This window comes from Aureimonas sp. AU4 (genome assembly GCF_001463765.1).
GTDB lineage: Bacteria > Pseudomonadota > Alphaproteobacteria > Rhizobiales > Rhizobiaceae > Aureimonas.
In genome coordinates, this window is sequence record NZ_BBWK01000004.1 from 1 (window position 1) to 17,495 (window position 17,495).

Sequence of the window (17,495 nt, forward strand, 5' to 3'; positions counted from 1 at the left end):
GGGTCGGGTATCGGAACCGCCGCGATCCAGCTCGCGAAGCGGCACGGCGCGACCGTGATCACGACCGTCGGCTCCGACGAGAAGATCGAACCCGCACGCGCCCTCGGCGCCGATCATGTCATCAACTACCGCTCGGACCGATTCGAGGGCGCCGTACGCAAGCTGACCCGGAAGCGCGGCGTCGACGTCGTGTTCGAGCATGTCGGCGCCGATACGTTCGCCGGATCAATGCTCTGCATGCGGCGTGGCGGCCGGCTGGTCACCTGCGGTTCGACCTCGGGCGTCTCGACGCAAGTCAACCTCATGATGCTGTTCCAGCAGCAGCTCCGCCTCATCGGCTCGTTCGGCTGCCGGATGGAGAACATGGCCGACGCCATGGAGAAGATGGCGCGCGGCCTCGTTCGCCCGGTGGTCGACACCGAGGTCGGCTTCGACGAGATCGGCGTCGCGCTGGCCCGCATGGAGGGGCGGCAGGTCTTCGGCAAGATCCTGCTTCGCCTCGACCGGGAGGAGCTTCGGGCCGCCGCATGAACCAGCGGCTCGCGCGGGCCTGGAAGCTCCAGAAGAAGGCCCGTAACTACCTCGTCGCCCAGATCCTGTTCGCGATCCTCGCGCTTCTTCGCCGTTTTCCGGCAGAGCGCGGGCTGGCGTTTGCCGACCGTCTCGCGCGATGGATCGGCCCGTGGACGCCGCGCCATCGCCTCGCGGTCGAGAACCTGCGCGCGGCCTATCCGGAGAAGTCCGAGGAGTGGGTCCGCGAGACTGCCGTCGCGAACTGGGGTCAGATGGGCCGCGTCGCGGCCGAATACGTCTTTCTCGACGCCCTGTTCGATTTCGACCCGAGCCAGCCGCCCGGCACCGGCCGCGTCGAGGTGGACGGCATCGAGATCTTCGAGCAGTTGCGCGACAGCACCCGCCCGACCATCTTCTTCACGGCCCATGCGGGATGCTTCGAACTTCTTCCCATCTGTGCCGCGACGTTCGGGCTCGAAGTGACCGCCCTCTTTCGGCAACCCAACAACCGATACATCGCGCGCGAGGTTCAGCGCACGCGCAGAACGCACAGTGGGAAGCTCGTTCCCTCGAAGGCCGGCGCCGCCTGGGCCCTGGCCGGCGTGCTCCAGCGCGGCGGCCATGTCGGCATGCTGGTCGACCAGAAGTTCGCGAAGGGCCGGCTGGGAACGTTCTTCGGGCGCCCCTGTCGCACGAACCCTCTCCTCGCCAAGCTGGCCCGGCAGTTCGATTGCGACGTTCACCCCGCCCGGTCGATTAGGCTTCCGAACGGCCGCTATCGCCTCGAACTCCAGCCGAAGCTGGACCTGCCGCGCTCCGAAAACGGCGACATCGACATCGACGCCACCTGCCAGCTTCTGAACGACGTTGTGGAAGGCTGGGTTCGCGAGCATCCCGAGCAGTGGATGTGGTTCCACCGGCGGTGGCAGGTCGAGCCGAAGGCACGTCCGGCGGACTGACTTGTTAACGGTCCCATGCCTATGGTCGGCGCGAGGGGCCATATGCGATGAAACTCAAAGCAATTCGCTCGTACATGATGACGACGATGGGCGGCGCGATCGTCCTCGCGACCGTCGGCTGCGCGAGCGTCTTTCTAGCTCAACGATCCGTCGACAAGCTCATGGAAGCGGACGCGGAACGGGCCGCCACCCGGTTCGCCAGCTACCTGACGGGCAACCAGAGCGCATTGGACGCGCTTCTCACGGGCCTCTCGCGCGAGGTCGACATCGAGACCTCGGTGCGCGACATCTCCGCCGCCTCGGGCATTGCGAACTTCACCATCTTCGACGAGCAGGGCAGCGAGGTCTATTCGCCGCGATCCATCCGCTACGAATGGCTCCTGCGCAACCGCCCTGGCGGAACCGTGACGGGCGACCGGCTGGCCGCGGACTACGTCAATCGCGAGGGCGCCTGGGTTGCGCTCGAGAAGCGGGCGAGCGGCGACTACGTCGTCATCCTGCCGCTTGAACAGGATGGCCGACGCGTCGGCTTCCTCGGCCTCATGCCCGACAGCGGCAGCGCCTACGGCACCTATGCGCGAGTGCTCGGGGTCGCCGCCGCCGTACTCGTCGGCATCTTGATCACCGCGACCGGCATCCCCGCCCTCATCTACATCCAGCGCAAGCGGCGCATCGAGCAGGCCGACGAGCGCATCCAGTTCCTCGCGAACCACGATGCGCTGACCGGGCTCCTCAACCGCAAGCGAATGCAGGAAGAAGCCGATCGCATCCTCGCGACCGCTCGGGCAACGCGTGAACGGTTGACGGTCTTCTTCGTCGATCTTCAGAATCTCGGCGATACGAACAACGCGCTCGGCCAGCCGATCGGGGACGAACTGCTCCGCACGCTCGCCAACCGTCTCAAGACGATGCCCGACGTCGGCGATCTCGCCGCGCGCATCGGGCCGGACGACTTCGTGGTACTGCAGCGGCGCACGACCACGATCGCCGAGATCGAGGCCCTGGCGGTTCGTCTCAAGAATGCGCTGGAGCAGGATATCGTCATCGACGGCCACTGCCTGCAGCCGCGCATCTGCATCGGCGTCGCCTCGACCCCGGATCACGGCCGAACCTTCGACGAGATCGTGCGCCATGCCGAACTGGCGCTCACCGTTCACAAGAGCCACAAGCTCGGCAACTACGTCCTCTTCGATCCCGGCATGGACGAAGAGGCGCACCGGCGCCGGACGGTCGAGCGGATGGTGCGCGCGGCGCTCGCGCAAGACGGCTTCGAACTCTTCTACCAGCCGATCGTCTCGGCCAAGCAGGGCACCGCTCTCGGTTTCGAGGCGTTGATCCGCCTGCCCGACGGCGAGGGCGGCTACATCCCGCCTTCCGTCTTCATTCCGATCGCAGAGGCGCGGGGCCTCATCAAGGACATCGGAAACTGGGTCCTGCGCGAGGCGACCCGCCAGATCGCGCTTTGGCCCGAGCCCCTCTTCGTCTCGGTCAACCTTTCGGCCGTCCAGTTCGCCGAGGACGACCTTTTGCCCGTGATCACCGATGCGCTTGCCGACGCCGGCATTGCCGGCCACCGGCTGGAGATCGAGGTCGTCGAATCGCTACTCCTTGATCGGCGCGACAGCGTCCTGCGCCAGTTGCAGGAGATCAAGGCGCTGGGCATCTCGATCGCCATGGACGACTTCGGGACCGGTTACTCGTCGCTCGGCTACCTCTGGCGCTTCCCGTTCGACAAACTGAAGATCGACCAGTCGTTCATGGTCGCCTTGAACGAAGGCGAGCCCAATATCGAACGTATCCTCGAGACAATCATCGCCATGGGCCATCACATGGGCATGAAGGTCACCACGGAAGGCGTGGAGACACCCGAACAGGCCGAGATACTGTCGATGCTGGATTGCGACCAGTTGCAGGGCTACCACTTCGGAAAGCCGATGCCCGCCGATCGTGTCGCGGAGACCATGCTTCGCCACTTCGCGCGCAACGCGCAGCCCGAGTTGGTCGCCGACGATCAGTTCGCCACCGCTGTCTAGACCGCGACGTTCACGAAACGGAAACCATGACGTACGAGTTCTTTATTCGAATTCGGTGAAAATCGAACTCATCGCCCGCCGCGCCGTTGTCCTGCAGCGATTCGAGGGAGACGTCCGATGCGCGTTCTGATTGTCGAAGACGAACCGCTCATCGCGATGGATCTCGAGGACATCGTCACGGAAACGGCCAGCGTCGACTGTGTCTGGGCCCGCACCTTGACCGAAGGGTTGGCCCTTTCCGAAACCGTCGTCGATTTCGCGCTTCTCGACCTGGACTTGTATGGCGTGACGTCGCTTCCACTCGCGGACCGCCTTACCGACCGCCGCATTCCCTTCTGCTTCGTCACGGGCAATCGCCACGCCCTGCCCGCGCGCTTCCGCTCCGTGCGCCGCGTCAGCAAACCGTTCCATCGTGCGGAAATCGCTCAGCTTGTCGCTGCCGCAGGCTGAAGCGTTCCGGGAAGGAATTCGGCATCGCCACGTTTCCGGAGACGGGAAACGGCAGCCCGCACTTCGCGATCGAGGAGCCAGAACGAAATAAGGCGGCTGGGTGACCAGCCGCCTTTCAGACTTTGGCTTATGCGGTTGCGTTAGCGACGGGGAGCGATGTCTTGTGCCGCCTGCCCAGTTGCCTGAACCGTGTTGCCGACGTCGCGACCGACACCGCGAACGGTGTTGGCGCAAGCGGAAAGAGCCATGACGGCCGCGAGGGCAGCGACGACGGCGGGCATACGACGGATCATGACCAGAAACTCCGAAAGGTCGAGAATGCGGTCGAAGAATGGCAAGATGCCGCATTTGGTTCCGTTGGGGTCGATGAAAATCGATCGCCCCCGATCGATCATGGTGGACAGAACATGCGGGGAGACGTGAGACCGCATGCTGCGGCAAACGATTTCGTGTTCTTTTGTTCGCTACCTTCCATAGCTATGTGTGACGCAACCGGGGTGTGACCTCGGATCTGCGCCCCGAGCCCGATCGATGCGATCCCGTGAATGGGAAGGACGCCGCATGAAACTGAAGGACGCCATCTGGCCGGTGATCGGTGGCCTCGCCGTCATCGTTTCGTGCTGGCTCCTCTATCGCGAGGTTCGCGGACTCTCGCTGGAGGATATCTGGGCGAGCTTCACGGCCATTTCGGCGACGCAGTGGACCGGCTCGATTCTCTCGGCCGCCCTCGCCTACGTCATGCTGGCCTATTACGACCGGCTCGCGCTGCGGCACATCGGACGCCGGATCTCGATGCCGTTCGTGGCGGCGACGTCGTTCACGACCTACGCCCTGTCGCACAATATCGGCGCCTCCGTCTTTTCGGGTGCCGTGGTTCGCTACCGCGCCTATTCGTCGAAGGGTCTGCGCGGTTCCGAGATCGCCCTTCTGATCGCCTTCTGCTCCTTCACCTTCGGGCTCGGGGTGCTGATCGTCACGGCCGGCTCGCTTTTGATCAAGCCGTCGATCGTCCGACGCTATTTCGACTTGCCGCAGATGGTGCCGGTGGCCGTTGCGCTCGCGATCGTCGCGGCCCTCGCCCTCTACGTCTACGGAAGCCTGCGGGGCCTGCCGCCCCGCCATATCGGCAAGTTCCAGCTCCAGTATCCCAAGCGCGACGTCGTCCTGCGGCAGCTCATCGCCGCGCCCCTCGAGATCGTCGCCGCGGCCGCGATCATCTACTTCGCCCTCCCGGCGGCTGGAAATCCCGGGTTCGTCACGGTGCTCGCGATCTTCGTGATCTCCTTCTCGCTCGCGCTGATCTCGCATGCGCCAGGCGGTCTCGGCGTTCTCGAAGTGACCTTCCTTGCAGGTCTGTCGGACATGGCCGAAACGGACGTTCTGGCAGCCCTCCTCGTGTTCCGCATCCTCTACCTGCTGGTTCCCTTCGCCTTTGCGATCGTGATGGTTCTCGTGTTCGAGCAGGGCGCGATGCGACGTCGCGGCGCCGAGACGCGTTCCGCCTCGCGCTCGAAGATCTGACGGTCAGCGGTCATAGCGCCGCTGCCACATCGATTCCCCGATCATGCAGTCGGATGCACCGGGTGCGGCGATGCGAACGATGTCCATCGTCTCGGCGGATCTGCGCTCCGGCCAGAGGCTCGCCAGTTCCAGGACGAGTTTCCGGCGAACCGCCTCGGGGAACTGCGACCACGCATTCACCGGGATGACGAAGGCACCGGGTCCGCCGATCACGCAGTCGGCGTAGTAGCGGTCGAGATTGTCGATCGAGCCCCACCGTCCCATGGGATCGCCCTCTCCCGACGTCATGAGCGGCAGGCCGTTGATGGTGATCCCGCGTTCCGCCGCGGCGCTGCGCGCGGCTACGACCGGGCGTCCCTGATTGTTCGGCCCATCGCCGGAAATGTCGATAACCCTGCGCATTCCGGCAAATCCGTTGCCGTCGAACATGGGCACCACGAAGTCGATCGCGGCCGAGATGGACGTTCGACGTTCACGATCCGGTTCCTCCACCGAAAGGCGGTAGGCAAAAGCTTCCGCGCTCTCCTTCGAGTCGATCAGGGTCCAGGGGACCACGACGGTCTGCGTAAGATCCCCGGCCCATTCGACATAGGCTACCGCTATGCGGCCATAGCCCCCTTCGAGGATGGCCTTCTGCACCTCCGGACTGCGCAGCGCGGCGACGTAGCCGGCCCGCTGGATCTCTTGTTCGGCCCGGTCCATCGACCAGGAAACATCCACCGCGAGCACGAGCTCGACGTCGACCGGCATCTCTTCCGCGCGAGCGGGAAACAGGAAAGCCGCCGATAGGGCGAGGGCTGCGATCAGCATGCGCATGGGCGGGCTCTCCTGGCGGAGCCGCGCATCCGGTCGTCGAGCCGTCACGCGGGGGCGTCAGCGTCGGGACCACAACCCTCGCGCAACTTCGGGGCGCTAACAACCCCCGGACCCGAGGCAGCGCATGCGCTTCGCGGCCGCAGGCGACCGCCGCGCCGGTCGCCGGCGGTGCGGCCCCGGACGCACGGACGCGCCGGACGGAGGCTGGAGTTGAGCGAGATCAGCGGTTCGACGAAGGGCATGGCCGAGCGCGTCCCGGGGCGGCTGGCCGACACGATCCTGACGCCGCTCGGCGTGAGCCTCTGCGCGCTTCTCGCCTGCGCGGTGCTCTTGAGCCTGCGCGTCACGGTGCCGATCGGCGCCATGTACTGGGACCTCTACGTCGTCGTCGACGGAGCGACGCGCGTCCTCGACGGCCAGGTCCCGTCGGTCGACTTCTTCGCACCCGTCGGGCCGCTCGGATACTGGCTGCAGGCGCTCGGCATGCGCCTCTTCCCGGCGGGACAGCCGCTGCTCCTGACCCAGTGGTCCTATCTCCTCGTCACCCTGCCGCCGATCCTTCCGGTCCTGGCGCGCATCGACCGCTCGTCGCGAGGTCTTGCCCTCGCGCTGCTCCTGCCTCTGCTGCTCTTCGTGCTGTTCCCGATCAACGTCGAGCAGGCGTCGAGCTTCCCCAGCGTCGACGGATACGGCATCTACAACAGGCAAGGTGCGCAGGTTCTCTACCCGCTGGCGGTGGCGCTGGTCTTCGAGCGGCGCCAGCGAGTGCTGCTCTTTGCGATCGCCTGGTGCTGCCTTGCGCTCTTCCTGTCGAAGATCACCGGCTTCATCACGGGCGGTCTTCTCTGCGCCTTCGCCTTCGCGGCCGGCCGCGTTCGCCTCGCGACGGCACTGGGCGCGCTGGGCGCCTTCGCTCTCGGCCTCGGGCTCATCGAGGCCGCCGACGGTCTCGTTTCCGCCTACGTTGCGGACATCTCGACGCTCGTGACGATGAACGAAGGCGTTCTTGCGAGCCGTTTCATCCAGGCCGCCTCGATCCACTTCGGCATCTTCGGCTCCGGGCTCTGCCTCGTCGCCGCTCTGCTCTGGCTGGACAGACGGTCGGCGCGCGAGCTGGCGCTCTCGGCCCTGCGACGTCCGAGTTTGGCGACGCTCCACGCGCTGCTGGACCGGAACGCCGTCTGGCTGGCCGTCATGCTCTTCGCGGGGCTCTTCTACGAGACACAGAACACGGGCGGTCAGGCCTTCATCTTCATCTGGCCCGTCCTTCTCGCCATCCTGACGGCAGCGGGCCGGTATGCCGATCGCGGCACGGTGCTCGTCTTCGCCCTTGTCGCGGCGACCGCCGTACCGCCCGCGGTCAACGTCGCGCACAAGGGCATGCGGGCTCTGATCGGTCAGGCACGCTACGAGGTTCTTCCCGTGTCGAATCTCAAGGGTCTCGGCCAGGTCTCGCAGCGGCCCGAGGTGATCGAGCGCGGCTACGATCTCCTGCGCAGCTACATCGATCATCGCGACAGCTATCAGGCCTTCGCCGACGCCGATCTCCTGCCGACCTTCACCCTGTATTCCGAGTTGGACTTCCAGGTCGCATGGCTTCTCGCGGCCAGCGAGGCGGTCGACGCCGTGCGCGCCTACGAGACGGCGAACGGCGTGCGCTTCCGCACCGTGATGGACCTCAACTTCGTGAATCCCTTCGCATATCTTCTCGACAAGGAGGCGGTGCCGCAGATCGCGATCGGCGCCGACCCGTTCCGCGCCGTTCCGCCGCTGGACGCAGCGGCAAGGGCCGCCGTGGAAGCGGCCGATCTCGTCCTCTACCCGCGCTGCCCGGTCACCAACGCCAACATGTCGCTGCGCCGCCTGTACGAACCGGCGCTCAGTCGCCACCGTCTCGTCGACCTGTCGCCCTGCTGGCAGGCCTATGTCCGCGCCGATCTCGCACCCTCGTCCTGAACGAGCGAAGGGGTCAGGCGTCTCCGCCCGGCTCCTTCCCGCATCTCAGGTCGCTTCGGGCCTTCAGCCCATCTGCGTCTTCACGAAGTCCTTGACGATCGAGACGATGCCCCGGCCGAGCAGGTCGTCCAGCGCGTCGCAGAACTGGTCCACGTTGTCGTGGGTGCAGATCAGCGGCGGCTCGAGGCGAATGACGTTGCGGTTGTATTCCGTGAAGGCGACGAGGCAGTCGTAGTCCTTCAAGAGCAGGGCGCCGACGAAGCCCGAAAGCGAGCCCTTCAGCTTGTCGTCGAGAAGCGCCACCATCGGGCGAAGCGCGAAGGGCAGCGTCTTGGAGAAGTCCTGGAACTCGAGGCCCACCATCAGGCCGCGTCCGCGCACCTCCTTGACGAGCGACGGATACTTCTCGGCGATCGCCTGGAGGCGTTCCTTCAGGTAGGCTCCGACCACCTCGGCATTGCCGATCAGATCCTCGTCGTAGAGCGTGTTGAGCGCCTCGATCGAGGTGACGCAGCCCTCTCCGATGCCGCCGAAGGTCGCGTGTGCATGGATCATCGCGGTCTTCGGCGTGCCGTAGGCGCGCATGTAGACGTCGCGCCGTGCGATCATCGCCGCCATGGCCGCCTTTCCGCCGCCGAAGCTCTTGGCGAGCGCCGTCACGTCCGGCACGACGCCATGGTGCTCGAAGGCGTAGAAGCGCCCGGAGCGGCCGTAGCCGCACTGTACCTCGTCCGCGACCCAGATGACCTTATGCTGGTCGCATAGGGCGCGAACGCCCTGCCAGTACTCGGTCGGGGCCTCGATGATGCCGCCGCCGCCCTGAATGGTCTCCAGCACGACGACGCCGACGTCCGGGTCCGAGCGCACGACCGCCGTCAACGCGGCCAGATCGCCGAAGGGCACGCGGTAGGTGTTGTCGACGAGCTTGAACTCGCCCTTGTAGAGCGGCGAGTCGGTGATCGACAGAACGCCCTTGGTCTTGCCGTGGAAGGAGTTCTCGGCGTGGACGATCTTGCAGTTCTTGCGGCCCGAGGCGCGCTCGGCCACCTTGATGGCGGCCTCCATGGCCTCGGAGCCTGACGAGCCGAGGAACACCATGTCGAGTTCGCCGGGCGAGCAGGCCGCCACGTTCTTGGCCAGCGCCGAGGCGTATTGCGACAGGAAGGCGATCGCGATCTCGTGCCGCTTCTCGTCCTGGAAGCGCTGGCGCGCCTCCAGGATGCGCGGATGGTTGTGACCGAAGGCGAGCGAGCCGAAGCCGCCGAAGAAGTCGAGGATGCGCCGGCCGTTCTGGTCGACGTAGAACATGCCCTCGGCGCGTTCGACCTTCACCTTATGAAAGCCGAGCAGCTTCATGAAATGGAACTGGCCGGGGTTCACGTGATGCTTGAAGAGGTCGGCCATGGTGCCGACGTCCATGGCCTTCGCATCCTCGACCGTCAGGAGGTCGGGCTTGGGCGGGCCGACGCGCGGCGCGGCGTCGAGTCCGGGGGCGGCGGTGATGGGGCGATCCAGCATGGGTTCGGTTCCTTCCCTTACTCGGCGGCTTCTGCGAAGGCGCGGGCGGGCATGACCGTACCGTCCTTCTTGGCCCGATATTCCGTATAGGCGGCGATCAGCATGTCCTCATCACGGTACTGCGGCACCCAGCCGAGGTCGCGCGCGCCCTTCGACACGTCGAGCACGCATTCCTCGTCGGCGATCAGGTACTGCTCGGGATCCATGAGCGGCCGGTTCATGGCATCCAGCATGTCGAGCGTGCGCTTTACCGCCCAAGCCGGGGTCGGCAGCAGGATCGAGCGCGAGCCCGCATGGCGCACGAGGTCGCCCAGGAGCTTGCGCACCGGCGGCGGGTTGAGCGAGCCGAGATTGTAGGCCTCGTTCGGCACGCCCGCCTTCCACGCGAGGCGCGCGGCCTCGGCGCAGTCGAAGACCGAGATGAACTGATAGGGGTTGCGGCCTGAACCGATCATTGGAACCGGAAGGTTCGCGTCGATCAGCTTGAACAGCTTCTCCAGGATGCCGAGGCGGCCCGGGCCGATGATGAGGCGCGGGCGGAAAAGCGAGATGCGCATGCCGCGCTCGCGCCATTCGGCGGCAAGGTGCTCGGTCTCCAACTTCGACATGCCGTACTCGCCGAGCGGGGCGACCGGGTGGTCCTCGGTCATCGGCGTCGTGACCGTGTGGCCGTAGATCATGTCAGTGGTGAAGTGAACGAGGCGCATGGCGCCCGCCTCGTTCATCGCCTCCATGATGTGCTTCGTCCCGTCGTAGTTCACGGGATAGAAGAACTCGTGGCGCTTGGCCCGCACCTGCAGCGGCGACAGCATCTTGGCCGACAGGTTGTAGACCATGTCGTCGGCGGTCATCGGCACGGAGCGGACCGCCGCCGGATCGGTGACGTCCACCGTCATGTGCCGGCACCGGGCGTAGTGCGGCAGGTCGGACTTGACGATGTCGGCGACGATCACCTCCTCGCCGTCGGAGACGAGGCGTGCGGCCAGATGGCGGCCGACGAAGCCGTCGCCGCCGAAGATGATGTGCTTCATCGAACGATACCCTGCGTGGTGGTGGTGTTACGGGCGAGCGTCGCGGCGGCCCGGTCGTCGACCACGGTGCCACCGCCTCGGGCGATCAGGACCGTTCCCGCGCAGATCAGCGCGATGCCGCCGATGCGGGCGGCCGTCAGTTGCTCGCCGAAGAGCATCCAGGCCGCGAACGCGACCACGACATAGGCGAGCGACAGGAACGGATAGGCGTAGGACAGCTCGACCTTCGACAGGACGAAGAGGTGCGAGGCCATCGAGATCACGAAGGTCAGGAGCCCCAGGAAGACGAACGGGCTGAAGACGATCTGGAGCAGCTTCAGGATCGGGTTCACCCCGGCGAAGCTCAACGGGCCCAGCTGCATCATGCCGTATTTCAGCATCATCTGGGCCGCGGCGTTGGTGAACACCGTGAAGAGGATGAAGGGGATGTAGCGACTCATGTCGGCTCCTCGGGCGCCTCATGCGCCACTTCGGGATGCAATCTGTCCTGCGGCCTCTTGGGCTCCGCTTAACGGTGCCGCTTTGATCTTCCGCAGCGTCAACGAATGGTGTCAGGCCGCTTCGGCCCGAGTCGCCTGGGCGGGGAGACGAAGCGCCGTGCGCCGCCAGCTGTCTGAGACGATCGCGGGATCCCGCCAAGCCTCCAGACGTTTCCATTGCGGAAAGGAGGCCGCGAAGGTCTCCGGCGACATTGTCGCGTCCTTGTAGGGATTGACCGCCCCACCCGCATCGACGGCGATGCGGTCGAGCGCAGCCATCAGGTCGAGCGTTCGCCGCCCGCGGTTGGGAAAGTCGAGCGTCAGCGTCCAGCCGGGCCGTGGGAAGCTGATCAGTCCCGGGCTGGGACGCTCGCCGAAACGTTTCAGGACGGTGAGGAACGACCCCTGCCCGTGCGCGTGCGCGCATTCGATGAGGGCACGCACCGCCTTGGCCCCGCCCGCCTCCGGGACGACGCTCTGGTGCTGCAGCAGCCCCCCCGGTCCATAGAGGCGGTTCCAGTCCGCCACCCCGTCGAGCGGATAGAAGAAGGGCTCGAACGCCACGACGCGCTCGCTCCGCCCCTTCGGCGCACGCCGGTAGTAGAGCTCGTTGAAGGCGCGCAGCGCGAGCCCGCGCAACGGGCTGACCGGCGGTGTGAACGGCACCTTGAGCCGTGCCGGTCTCGCCTCGCCCGACAGCGACCCGTCCGGCTCGTGATCGCCGCAGATGAGGTGCCCGCGCCCAAGGTTCGGACCGGTCGCAAGCGAATCGATCCAGGCGACCGCGTATTCGTGGCGCGCGTCCGCCTCGGCGGCCTCGTCGAAATATTCCTCCAAGCGGCGGAAGCGATGCGTCACCTGGCGGATCGACGCCGAGGCCACGCGCATCATCCGCACGCGCAGCCGCGTGACGATGCCGGTCAGACCCATGCCCCCGATCGTGGCGGCGTAGAGTTCGGCATTCTCGTCGCGGGCACAGCGCATCGGCGAGCGGTCCGAACGCTGCAGCGTGAAGTCCTCGACCCAGGCGCCGAACGTGCCGCGCCTGTGGTGGTTCTTGCCGTGAACGTCGTTGGCGAGCGCTCCGCCGAGCGTCACGAACTGCGTGCCCGGCGTCACCGGCAGAAACCAGCCGAGCGGCGCCACCAGCCTCGTGACGTCGCGCAGGAGCACGCCCGGCTCGGCGTCCAGAAGCCCCGTCTCCGCATCGAAGCCGAGGATGCGGTCGCGCGCGGTCATGTCGACCAGAAGGCCACCATCGTTGAGACAGCTGTCGCCGTAGGAGCGCCCGTTGCCGCGTGGAAGGAGCCCGGCCGGCGAGCGGATCGCGGGGAAACCGCCCCCACCCTCGATCGCCCGTCGTCCGCCGGCGGGGCCTTCGAGCCGGCCCCAGCTGTCGTAGGTCTCAGACATAGGCGGCCCCGGCGAACATGATGGCGCCGATCGCGATCATGATCTGCGAGCGCCAGTCGCGCAGAATGAAGACGACCGGATCCTCGTTCATCTGGCGGCGGCGGGCGAGAACCCAGATGCGCACGATGATGTAGAGAACCAGCGGGCAGAGCGGCCAGATCATGTAGGGGTGGTTGTAGAGCGAGTTGACCTCGGCGCTGTCGATGTAGAGCGCGAGAACCAGCACCGAGGCGAAGCCGGAGGCCATGCCCGCCTGCCCGATCGTCTCGATGTCCTCGTCCACATAGCCGCGGCCGGTGACGGCGCGCGACGCGCCGCTGCCGAAGTCGGCAAGCTCGGTGTAGCGCTTCACAAGGGCCAGCGAGAGGAAGAAGAAGATCGAGAAGGCGAGGAGCCAGAAGGACTCCTGCGTCGTCGCGGCGGCCGAACCGCCGACGATGCGCATGGTGTAGAGCCCGGCCAGCGTCAGGACGTCGATCAGGAGCATTCGCTTGAGCGCGAAGGAATAGGCGGTCGTCGCCGCGAGGTAGACCGCGAGAACCAGCGCGAAGGTGGGTGGCAGGAAGGCCGCGATCCCGAACGACAGGACCAAGAGCCCCGCCGCCATCAGGAGCCCGGTCGGAATGGGCACGCGCCCCGAGGCGAAAGGCCTGTTTCGCTTCGTCCGGTGGCGCCGGTCGGCGCTGAGGTCGAGGAGGTCGTTGACGATGTAGACCGACGAGGCGGCGAAGGAAAAGGACAAAAAGGCGAGGAAGCCCGCGAAGAACAGGCCGAAGTTCAGGAACTCCTGCGTCAGCACGATCGGCACGAAGACAAGGACGTTCTTCATCCACTGATGCGGGCGGAGCGCCTTCACGAGCGCCCGGGCGGGATGCCCTTCGTCGCGGATCAGCCTCGTGTGGGGATCGGCGCCGGTATGCCAGTTGGTGGCGGCCCGGTCGGGCTGCACGACGGTCGCCTGCCGTGCCGCCTGGAAGAGGCAGACGTCGTCCTGCGAGTTTCCGAAGTAGTCGAAGCCCTGCGCGCCGCAGCCGGCCTGAATGCGCTCCAGCTTGCGGGACGAGGACAGGTTCGTGTCGCGATCGCTCGCCAGCACCTCGTCGAACAGGCCGAGATGGTCGGCAACGGCATGGGCGAGGCGCTCGTTCGAGGCCGTTGCCAGGACGACGCGCCGGCCCATCTCGCGTTCGGCCTGAAGGGCTGCGACGACTTCCTCGCGATACGGAAGGGTCGCCGCATCGAACTCGACGCGCGCGGCGAGCTCGTCCTTGAGCACCGCCTTCCCTTGCGCAAGCCAGCCGAAGACGCGGCAGAACTGGAGGGGGTTTTGCCGAGCGAAGAGGAACAGCGTCTCCCACAGGAGATCGCTGCGGATCAGCGTTCCGTCGAGGTCGACATACACGGGACACTCGGCGCGCGAGATCAGCGTGTCCATGAGGCTTTCCGTTCGATAGGTCCGGTTCGAGCCGGATCATTCGACGGTCAACCTTTCCGCGTCATGAAAGAAGCGCCCACTATCCTGTGAACGCGCAACGCGGTTAACTGCGGGTTCTCGAAGTCATTCTTGTTCGCGTGCTTCCATCAACATCGTGGAAACCGTTGTGGACGCGGCCGCGCCCAGCAATGGTCGGACGCCCACCGTCCTTCCCGTGGGGAACGACGGCGGGCGGAAGCCTCAGGCCTTCGGCGCGGCCGGGATCGCTCGAAGCCCCAGCTCGCGAAGCTGCGCGGGCGTCGCCTCGGCAGGCGCCCCCATCAGAAGGTCGTGGGCCTGCTGGTTCATCGGGAACAGCGCGATCTCGCGCAGGTTCTTGGCGCCGCACAGCAGCATGACGATGCGGTCCACGCCCGCCGCCATGCCGCCATGGGGCGGCGCGCCGTACTGGAAGGCGCGGTAGAGGCCTCCGAACCGCTCCTCGACATCGGCCCGCGAGTAGCCGGCGATCTCGAATGCCTTCACCATCGTCTCGGGAAGCTGGTTGCGGATGCCGCCCGACGCGATCTCGAAGCCGTTGCAGACGATGTCGTACTGGAACGCCTTGATGGTGAGCGGCTCCTGGCCCTCCAGCGCCTCGATGCCGCCCTGCGGCATGGAGAAGGGGTTGTGCGCGAAATCGACCTTCTTGTTGTCCTCGTCCCACTCGTAGAACGGAAAGTCGATGATCCAGGCGAGCTCGAACCGGTCGCGATCGACAAGGTTCAACTCCTCGCCGACGCGGGTGCGCGCCAAGCCGGCGAAGGCGTAGAACTTGGACGGCAGCCCCGCGACGAAGAAGCAGGCGTCGCCCGGCTCCAGGTCAAGCTGCGTGCGGATCGCCTCGGTGCGCTCCTCGCCGATGTTCTTGGCGAGCGGCCCCGCGCCCTCGATCTTGCCGCCCTCCTCGCGCCAGAAGATGTAGCCGAGGCCCGGCTGACCCTCGCCCTGCGCCCATGAGTTCATGCGGTCGCAGAAGGCGCGGCTGCCGCCGGTCTTGGCCGGGATGGCCCAGACCTCGACCGCCGGATCCTTGGCGATCATGCCGGCGAAGACCTTGAAGCCCGAGCCCGCGAAATGGTCGGTTACGGCCTGCATCTCGATCGGGTTGCGCAGATCCGGCTTGTCGGAGCCGTACTTGCGGATCGACTCGGCATAGGGAATGCGCCGGAACGTCTGCGACACCGGCTTGCCGTCCGCGAACTCCTCGAAGATGCCGCGGATCACGGGCTCCATGGTCTGGAACACGTCCTCCTGCTCGACGAAGCTCATCTCGAGGTCGAGCTGGTAGAACTCGCCGTAGAAGCGGTCGGCGCGCGGGTCCTCGTCGCGGAAACAGGGCGCGATCTGGAAGTAGCGGTCGAAGCCCGACATCATCAGGAGCTGCTTGTACTGCTGCGGAGCCTGGGGCAGCGCGTAGAACATGCCGTTGTGGAGGCGCGAGGGCACGAGGAAGTCGCGCGCGCCCTCCGGCGAGGAGGCTGTCAGGATCGGGGTCTGGAACTCGTTGAAGCCGGCCTCGGTCATGCGACGGCGCATGGCGGCGACAACCTGCGTGCGGCGCATGATGTTGCGATGAAGCGTGTCGCGCCGAAGGTCGAGGAAGCGGTAGCGAAGGCGCACGTCCTCCGGATATTCCGGCTCGCCGAAGACCGGCAGCGGCAGTTCCTTGGCCTGCGCCAGCACCTCGATCTCCCGCGCGAAGATCTCCACCTCGCCGGTCGGCAGCTTCGAGTTCACGGTCTCGGGCGTGCGGGCCTTCACCTCGCCGTCGACGCGGATCACCCATTCCGAGCGCACCGCCTCGGCCGTCCTGAAGGCGGGGCTTTCCGGGTCCACCACGATCTGGGTGAGGCCGTAGTGATCGCGTAGGTCGATGAAGAGCAGGCCCCCGTGGTCGCGAACCCGGTGAACCCAACCCGAGAGGCGGACGGTCTCGCCGACATGGGCGGGGCGAAGCGCGGCACAGGTATGGCTGCGGTAGCGATGCATGGTTCTTCTTTCGACTGAACTCGGCTGGACGCGCGCCTTGCGCCGCGCCCCGGTCTAGTGGGCGGAAAACGCATGGCCGTTAACGGCTGTCAAGGTTTCGCCCCGGCGGTCTAATCCGGTGAATAGATGGCCTCATCTCACGCGCGCGACGTGCAAGCGGCGGTCCAAGGCGCTAAGGAGACGGGATGGAGCCCATCACCACGACCACCGCCCTTCAGGATGCCTGCCAGACGCTCGCTCGCGCTGAGTTCGTGACCGTCGACACGGAGTTCATCCGGGAGACGACCTTCTGGCCGGAGCTGTGCCTCGTTCAGATGGCCTCCGACGACCTCGCCGTTCTGGTGGACCCGCTGGCGCCCGGCATCGATCTGTCGCCGTTCTTCGAGCTGATGGCGGACCGAGGCGTCCTCAAGGTGTTCCACGCCGCCCGGCAGGACGTCGAGATCATCCACAAGCTCGGCGGCCTCATTCCGGCGCCCCTCTTCGACACGCAGGTCGCCGCCATGGTGTGCGGCTTCGGCGAATCGATCGCCTACGACCAGCTCGTCGCGCGCACGAGCTCGGGCCGCATCGACAAGACCTCGCGCTTCACCGACTGGCGGCACCGGCCGTTGTCGGAGGACCAGCTCACCTACGCTCTGGCCGACGTGACCTACCTGCGCGACGCCTACCGGTTCCTGCGCTCGGCGCTGGAGGTGGAAGGGCGAACGGACTGGTTGCAGGACGAGATGGCGGTTCTCACCGACCCCCGCACCTACGACATCCATCCCGACGACGCCTGGCGCCGCCTGAAGCTGCGGATCCGCAAGCCGATCGAGCTGCAGGTCCTCAAGGAGGTCGCCGCATGGCGCGAGCGTGAGGCCCGAGCCCGCGACCAGCCGCGCAGCCGCATCCTCAAAGATGACGCGATCTACGAGATCGCGCAGCAGCAGCCGAAGGACGAAGGCGCGCTGGGTCGCCTGCGCTCGGTCTCGAAGGGTTTCGAGCGCTCCTCGGCGGGACGAGAAATCGTGGCCGCCGTCGGCCGTGCCCTGGCCGTGCCGCGCGGCGAGCTGCCGCCCATTCCGCGCCCGCCCAACCTGCCCGAAGGCACGGCGGCCGCCGTTGAGTTCCTGCGCGTGCTTCTGAAGATCGTGGTGGAGGAGCGGGGCGTCGCGGGCCGGATGATCGCGTCCGGCGACGATCTCGAGAAGCTGGCGGTCGAGGGCGAGAAGGCCGACGTGCCGGCGCTCCAGGGCTGGCGGCGCGAGCTCTTCGGCGCACGCGCGCTCGATCTTCTGGCCGGGCGCACGGCCCTCGTCTATCGCAACCGCAAGGTCGAGGTCGTCGCGCTCTGACGC

Annotated in this window: 15 protein-coding genes; 7 read left to right on the forward strand and 8 right to left on the reverse strand. The window is 66.5% G+C overall.

Annotated features, from left to right (window positions below; translation table 11 throughout):
- The 4 genes from AUL35_RS02180 to AUL35_RS02195 all read left to right on the forward strand — a co-directional run.
- Positions 1–531, forward strand: a 531-nt coding sequence (locus AUL35_RS02180; RefSeq protein WP_156417799.1) for a zinc-binding dehydrogenase, incomplete at its 5' end; no start/stop codon positions are given.
- The gene (locus tag AUL35_RS02185; RefSeq protein ID WP_062011574.1) at positions 528–1,472 is read left to right on the forward strand and encodes a lipid A biosynthesis lauroyl acyltransferase; all 945 of its coding nucleotides are present in this window, start codon (positions 528–530) and stop codon (positions 1,470–1,472) included. The genes AUL35_RS02180 and AUL35_RS02185, both read left to right, overlap by 4 nt.
- A gap of 74 nt (positions 1,473–1,546) precedes the next feature.
- Positions 1,547–3,505 carry a bifunctional diguanylate cyclase/phosphodiesterase gene (locus AUL35_RS02190; protein WP_192847025.1) on the forward strand — a complete coding sequence of 653 codons (1,959 nt, stop codon included), beginning with the start codon at positions 1,547–1,549 and terminating at the stop codon, positions 3,503–3,505.
- A 117-nt stretch (positions 3,506–3,622) separates the two neighbouring features.
- A complete protein-coding gene (locus AUL35_RS02195) occupies positions 3,623–3,955 on the forward strand; it encodes a response regulator (RefSeq protein WP_062011576.1) in 333 nt (110 codons plus the stop codon).
- A 140-nt stretch (positions 3,956–4,095) separates the two neighbouring features.
- Here AUL35_RS02195 and AUL35_RS02200 read toward each other — a convergent pair whose 3' ends face one another.
- Entirely contained in the window at positions 4,096–4,350 is a 255-nt protein-coding gene (locus AUL35_RS02200) for a hypothetical protein (RefSeq protein ID WP_156417801.1), read from the reverse strand.
- A gap of 166 nt (positions 4,351–4,516) precedes the next feature.
- On the opposite strand from AUL35_RS02200, the gene AUL35_RS02205 reads away from it, so the two are divergent.
- Entirely contained in the window at positions 4,517–5,476 is a 960-nt protein-coding gene (locus tag AUL35_RS02205; RefSeq protein WP_062011580.1) for a lysylphosphatidylglycerol synthase domain-containing protein, read from the forward strand.
- A gap of 3 nt (positions 5,477–5,479) precedes the next feature.
- Here the strand turns inward: AUL35_RS02205 and AUL35_RS02210 are convergent, their stop codons facing one another.
- Complete coding sequence (locus AUL35_RS02210; RefSeq protein ID WP_062011582.1) at positions 5,480–6,292, reverse strand: DUF1194 domain-containing protein; 813 nt, start codon at positions 6,290–6,292, stop codon at positions 5,480–5,482.
- A 210-nt stretch (positions 6,293–6,502) separates the two neighbouring features.
- On the opposite strand from AUL35_RS02210, the gene AUL35_RS02215 reads away from it, so the two are divergent.
- Positions 6,503–8,248 carry a hypothetical protein gene (locus AUL35_RS02215; RefSeq protein WP_062011584.1) on the forward strand — a complete coding sequence of 582 codons (1,746 nt, stop codon included), beginning with the start codon at positions 6,503–6,505 and terminating at the stop codon, positions 8,246–8,248.
- Between the two features lie 63 nt (positions 8,249–8,311).
- On the opposite strand, the gene AUL35_RS02220 is transcribed toward AUL35_RS02215, so the two are convergent.
- From AUL35_RS02220 to aspS, 6 genes are all read right to left on the reverse strand, one after another.
- Positions 8,312–9,766: an aspartate aminotransferase family protein gene (locus tag AUL35_RS02220; RefSeq protein WP_156417802.1), complete on the reverse strand. Its 1,455-nt coding sequence runs from the start codon at positions 9,764–9,766 to the stop codon at positions 8,312–8,314.
- Between the two features lie 17 nt (positions 9,767–9,783).
- Positions 9,784–10,797, reverse strand: coding sequence for an NAD(P)-dependent oxidoreductase (locus AUL35_RS02225; RefSeq protein WP_062011586.1), 1,014 nt, complete (start codon positions 10,795–10,797; stop codon positions 9,784–9,786).
- Positions 10,794–11,237, reverse strand: a complete 444-nt coding sequence (locus AUL35_RS02230) for a transporter (RefSeq protein ID WP_062011588.1) — start codon at positions 11,235–11,237, stop codon at positions 10,794–10,796. Before AUL35_RS02230 ends, AUL35_RS02225 begins: the two co-directional genes overlap by 4 nt.
- Positions 11,238–11,348: 111 nt before the next feature.
- Complete coding sequence (locus AUL35_RS02235) at positions 11,349–12,689, reverse strand: FAD-binding oxidoreductase (RefSeq protein WP_062011590.1); 1,341 nt, start codon at positions 12,687–12,689, stop codon at positions 11,349–11,351.
- The gene (locus AUL35_RS02240) at positions 12,682–14,124 is read right to left on the reverse strand and encodes a UbiA family prenyltransferase (protein WP_062011592.1); all 1,443 of its coding nucleotides are present in this window, start codon (positions 14,122–14,124) and stop codon (positions 12,682–12,684) included. Before AUL35_RS02240 ends, AUL35_RS02235 begins: the two co-directional genes overlap by 8 nt.
- A 240-nt stretch (positions 14,125–14,364) precedes the next feature.
- A complete protein-coding gene (gene aspS, locus AUL35_RS02245) occupies positions 14,365–16,155 on the reverse strand; it encodes an aspartate--tRNA ligase (RefSeq protein ID WP_062011594.1) in 1,791 nt (596 codons plus the stop codon).
- Positions 16,156–16,340: 185 nt separating this feature from the next.
- Between aspS and rnd the strand changes: the two genes are divergently transcribed.
- On the forward strand, positions 16,341–17,492 hold the full coding sequence (gene rnd, locus AUL35_RS02250) for a ribonuclease D (RefSeq protein WP_062011596.1): 1,152 nt from the start codon (positions 16,341–16,343) through the stop codon (positions 17,490–17,492).
- Positions 17,493–17,495: the final 3 nt, after the last annotated feature.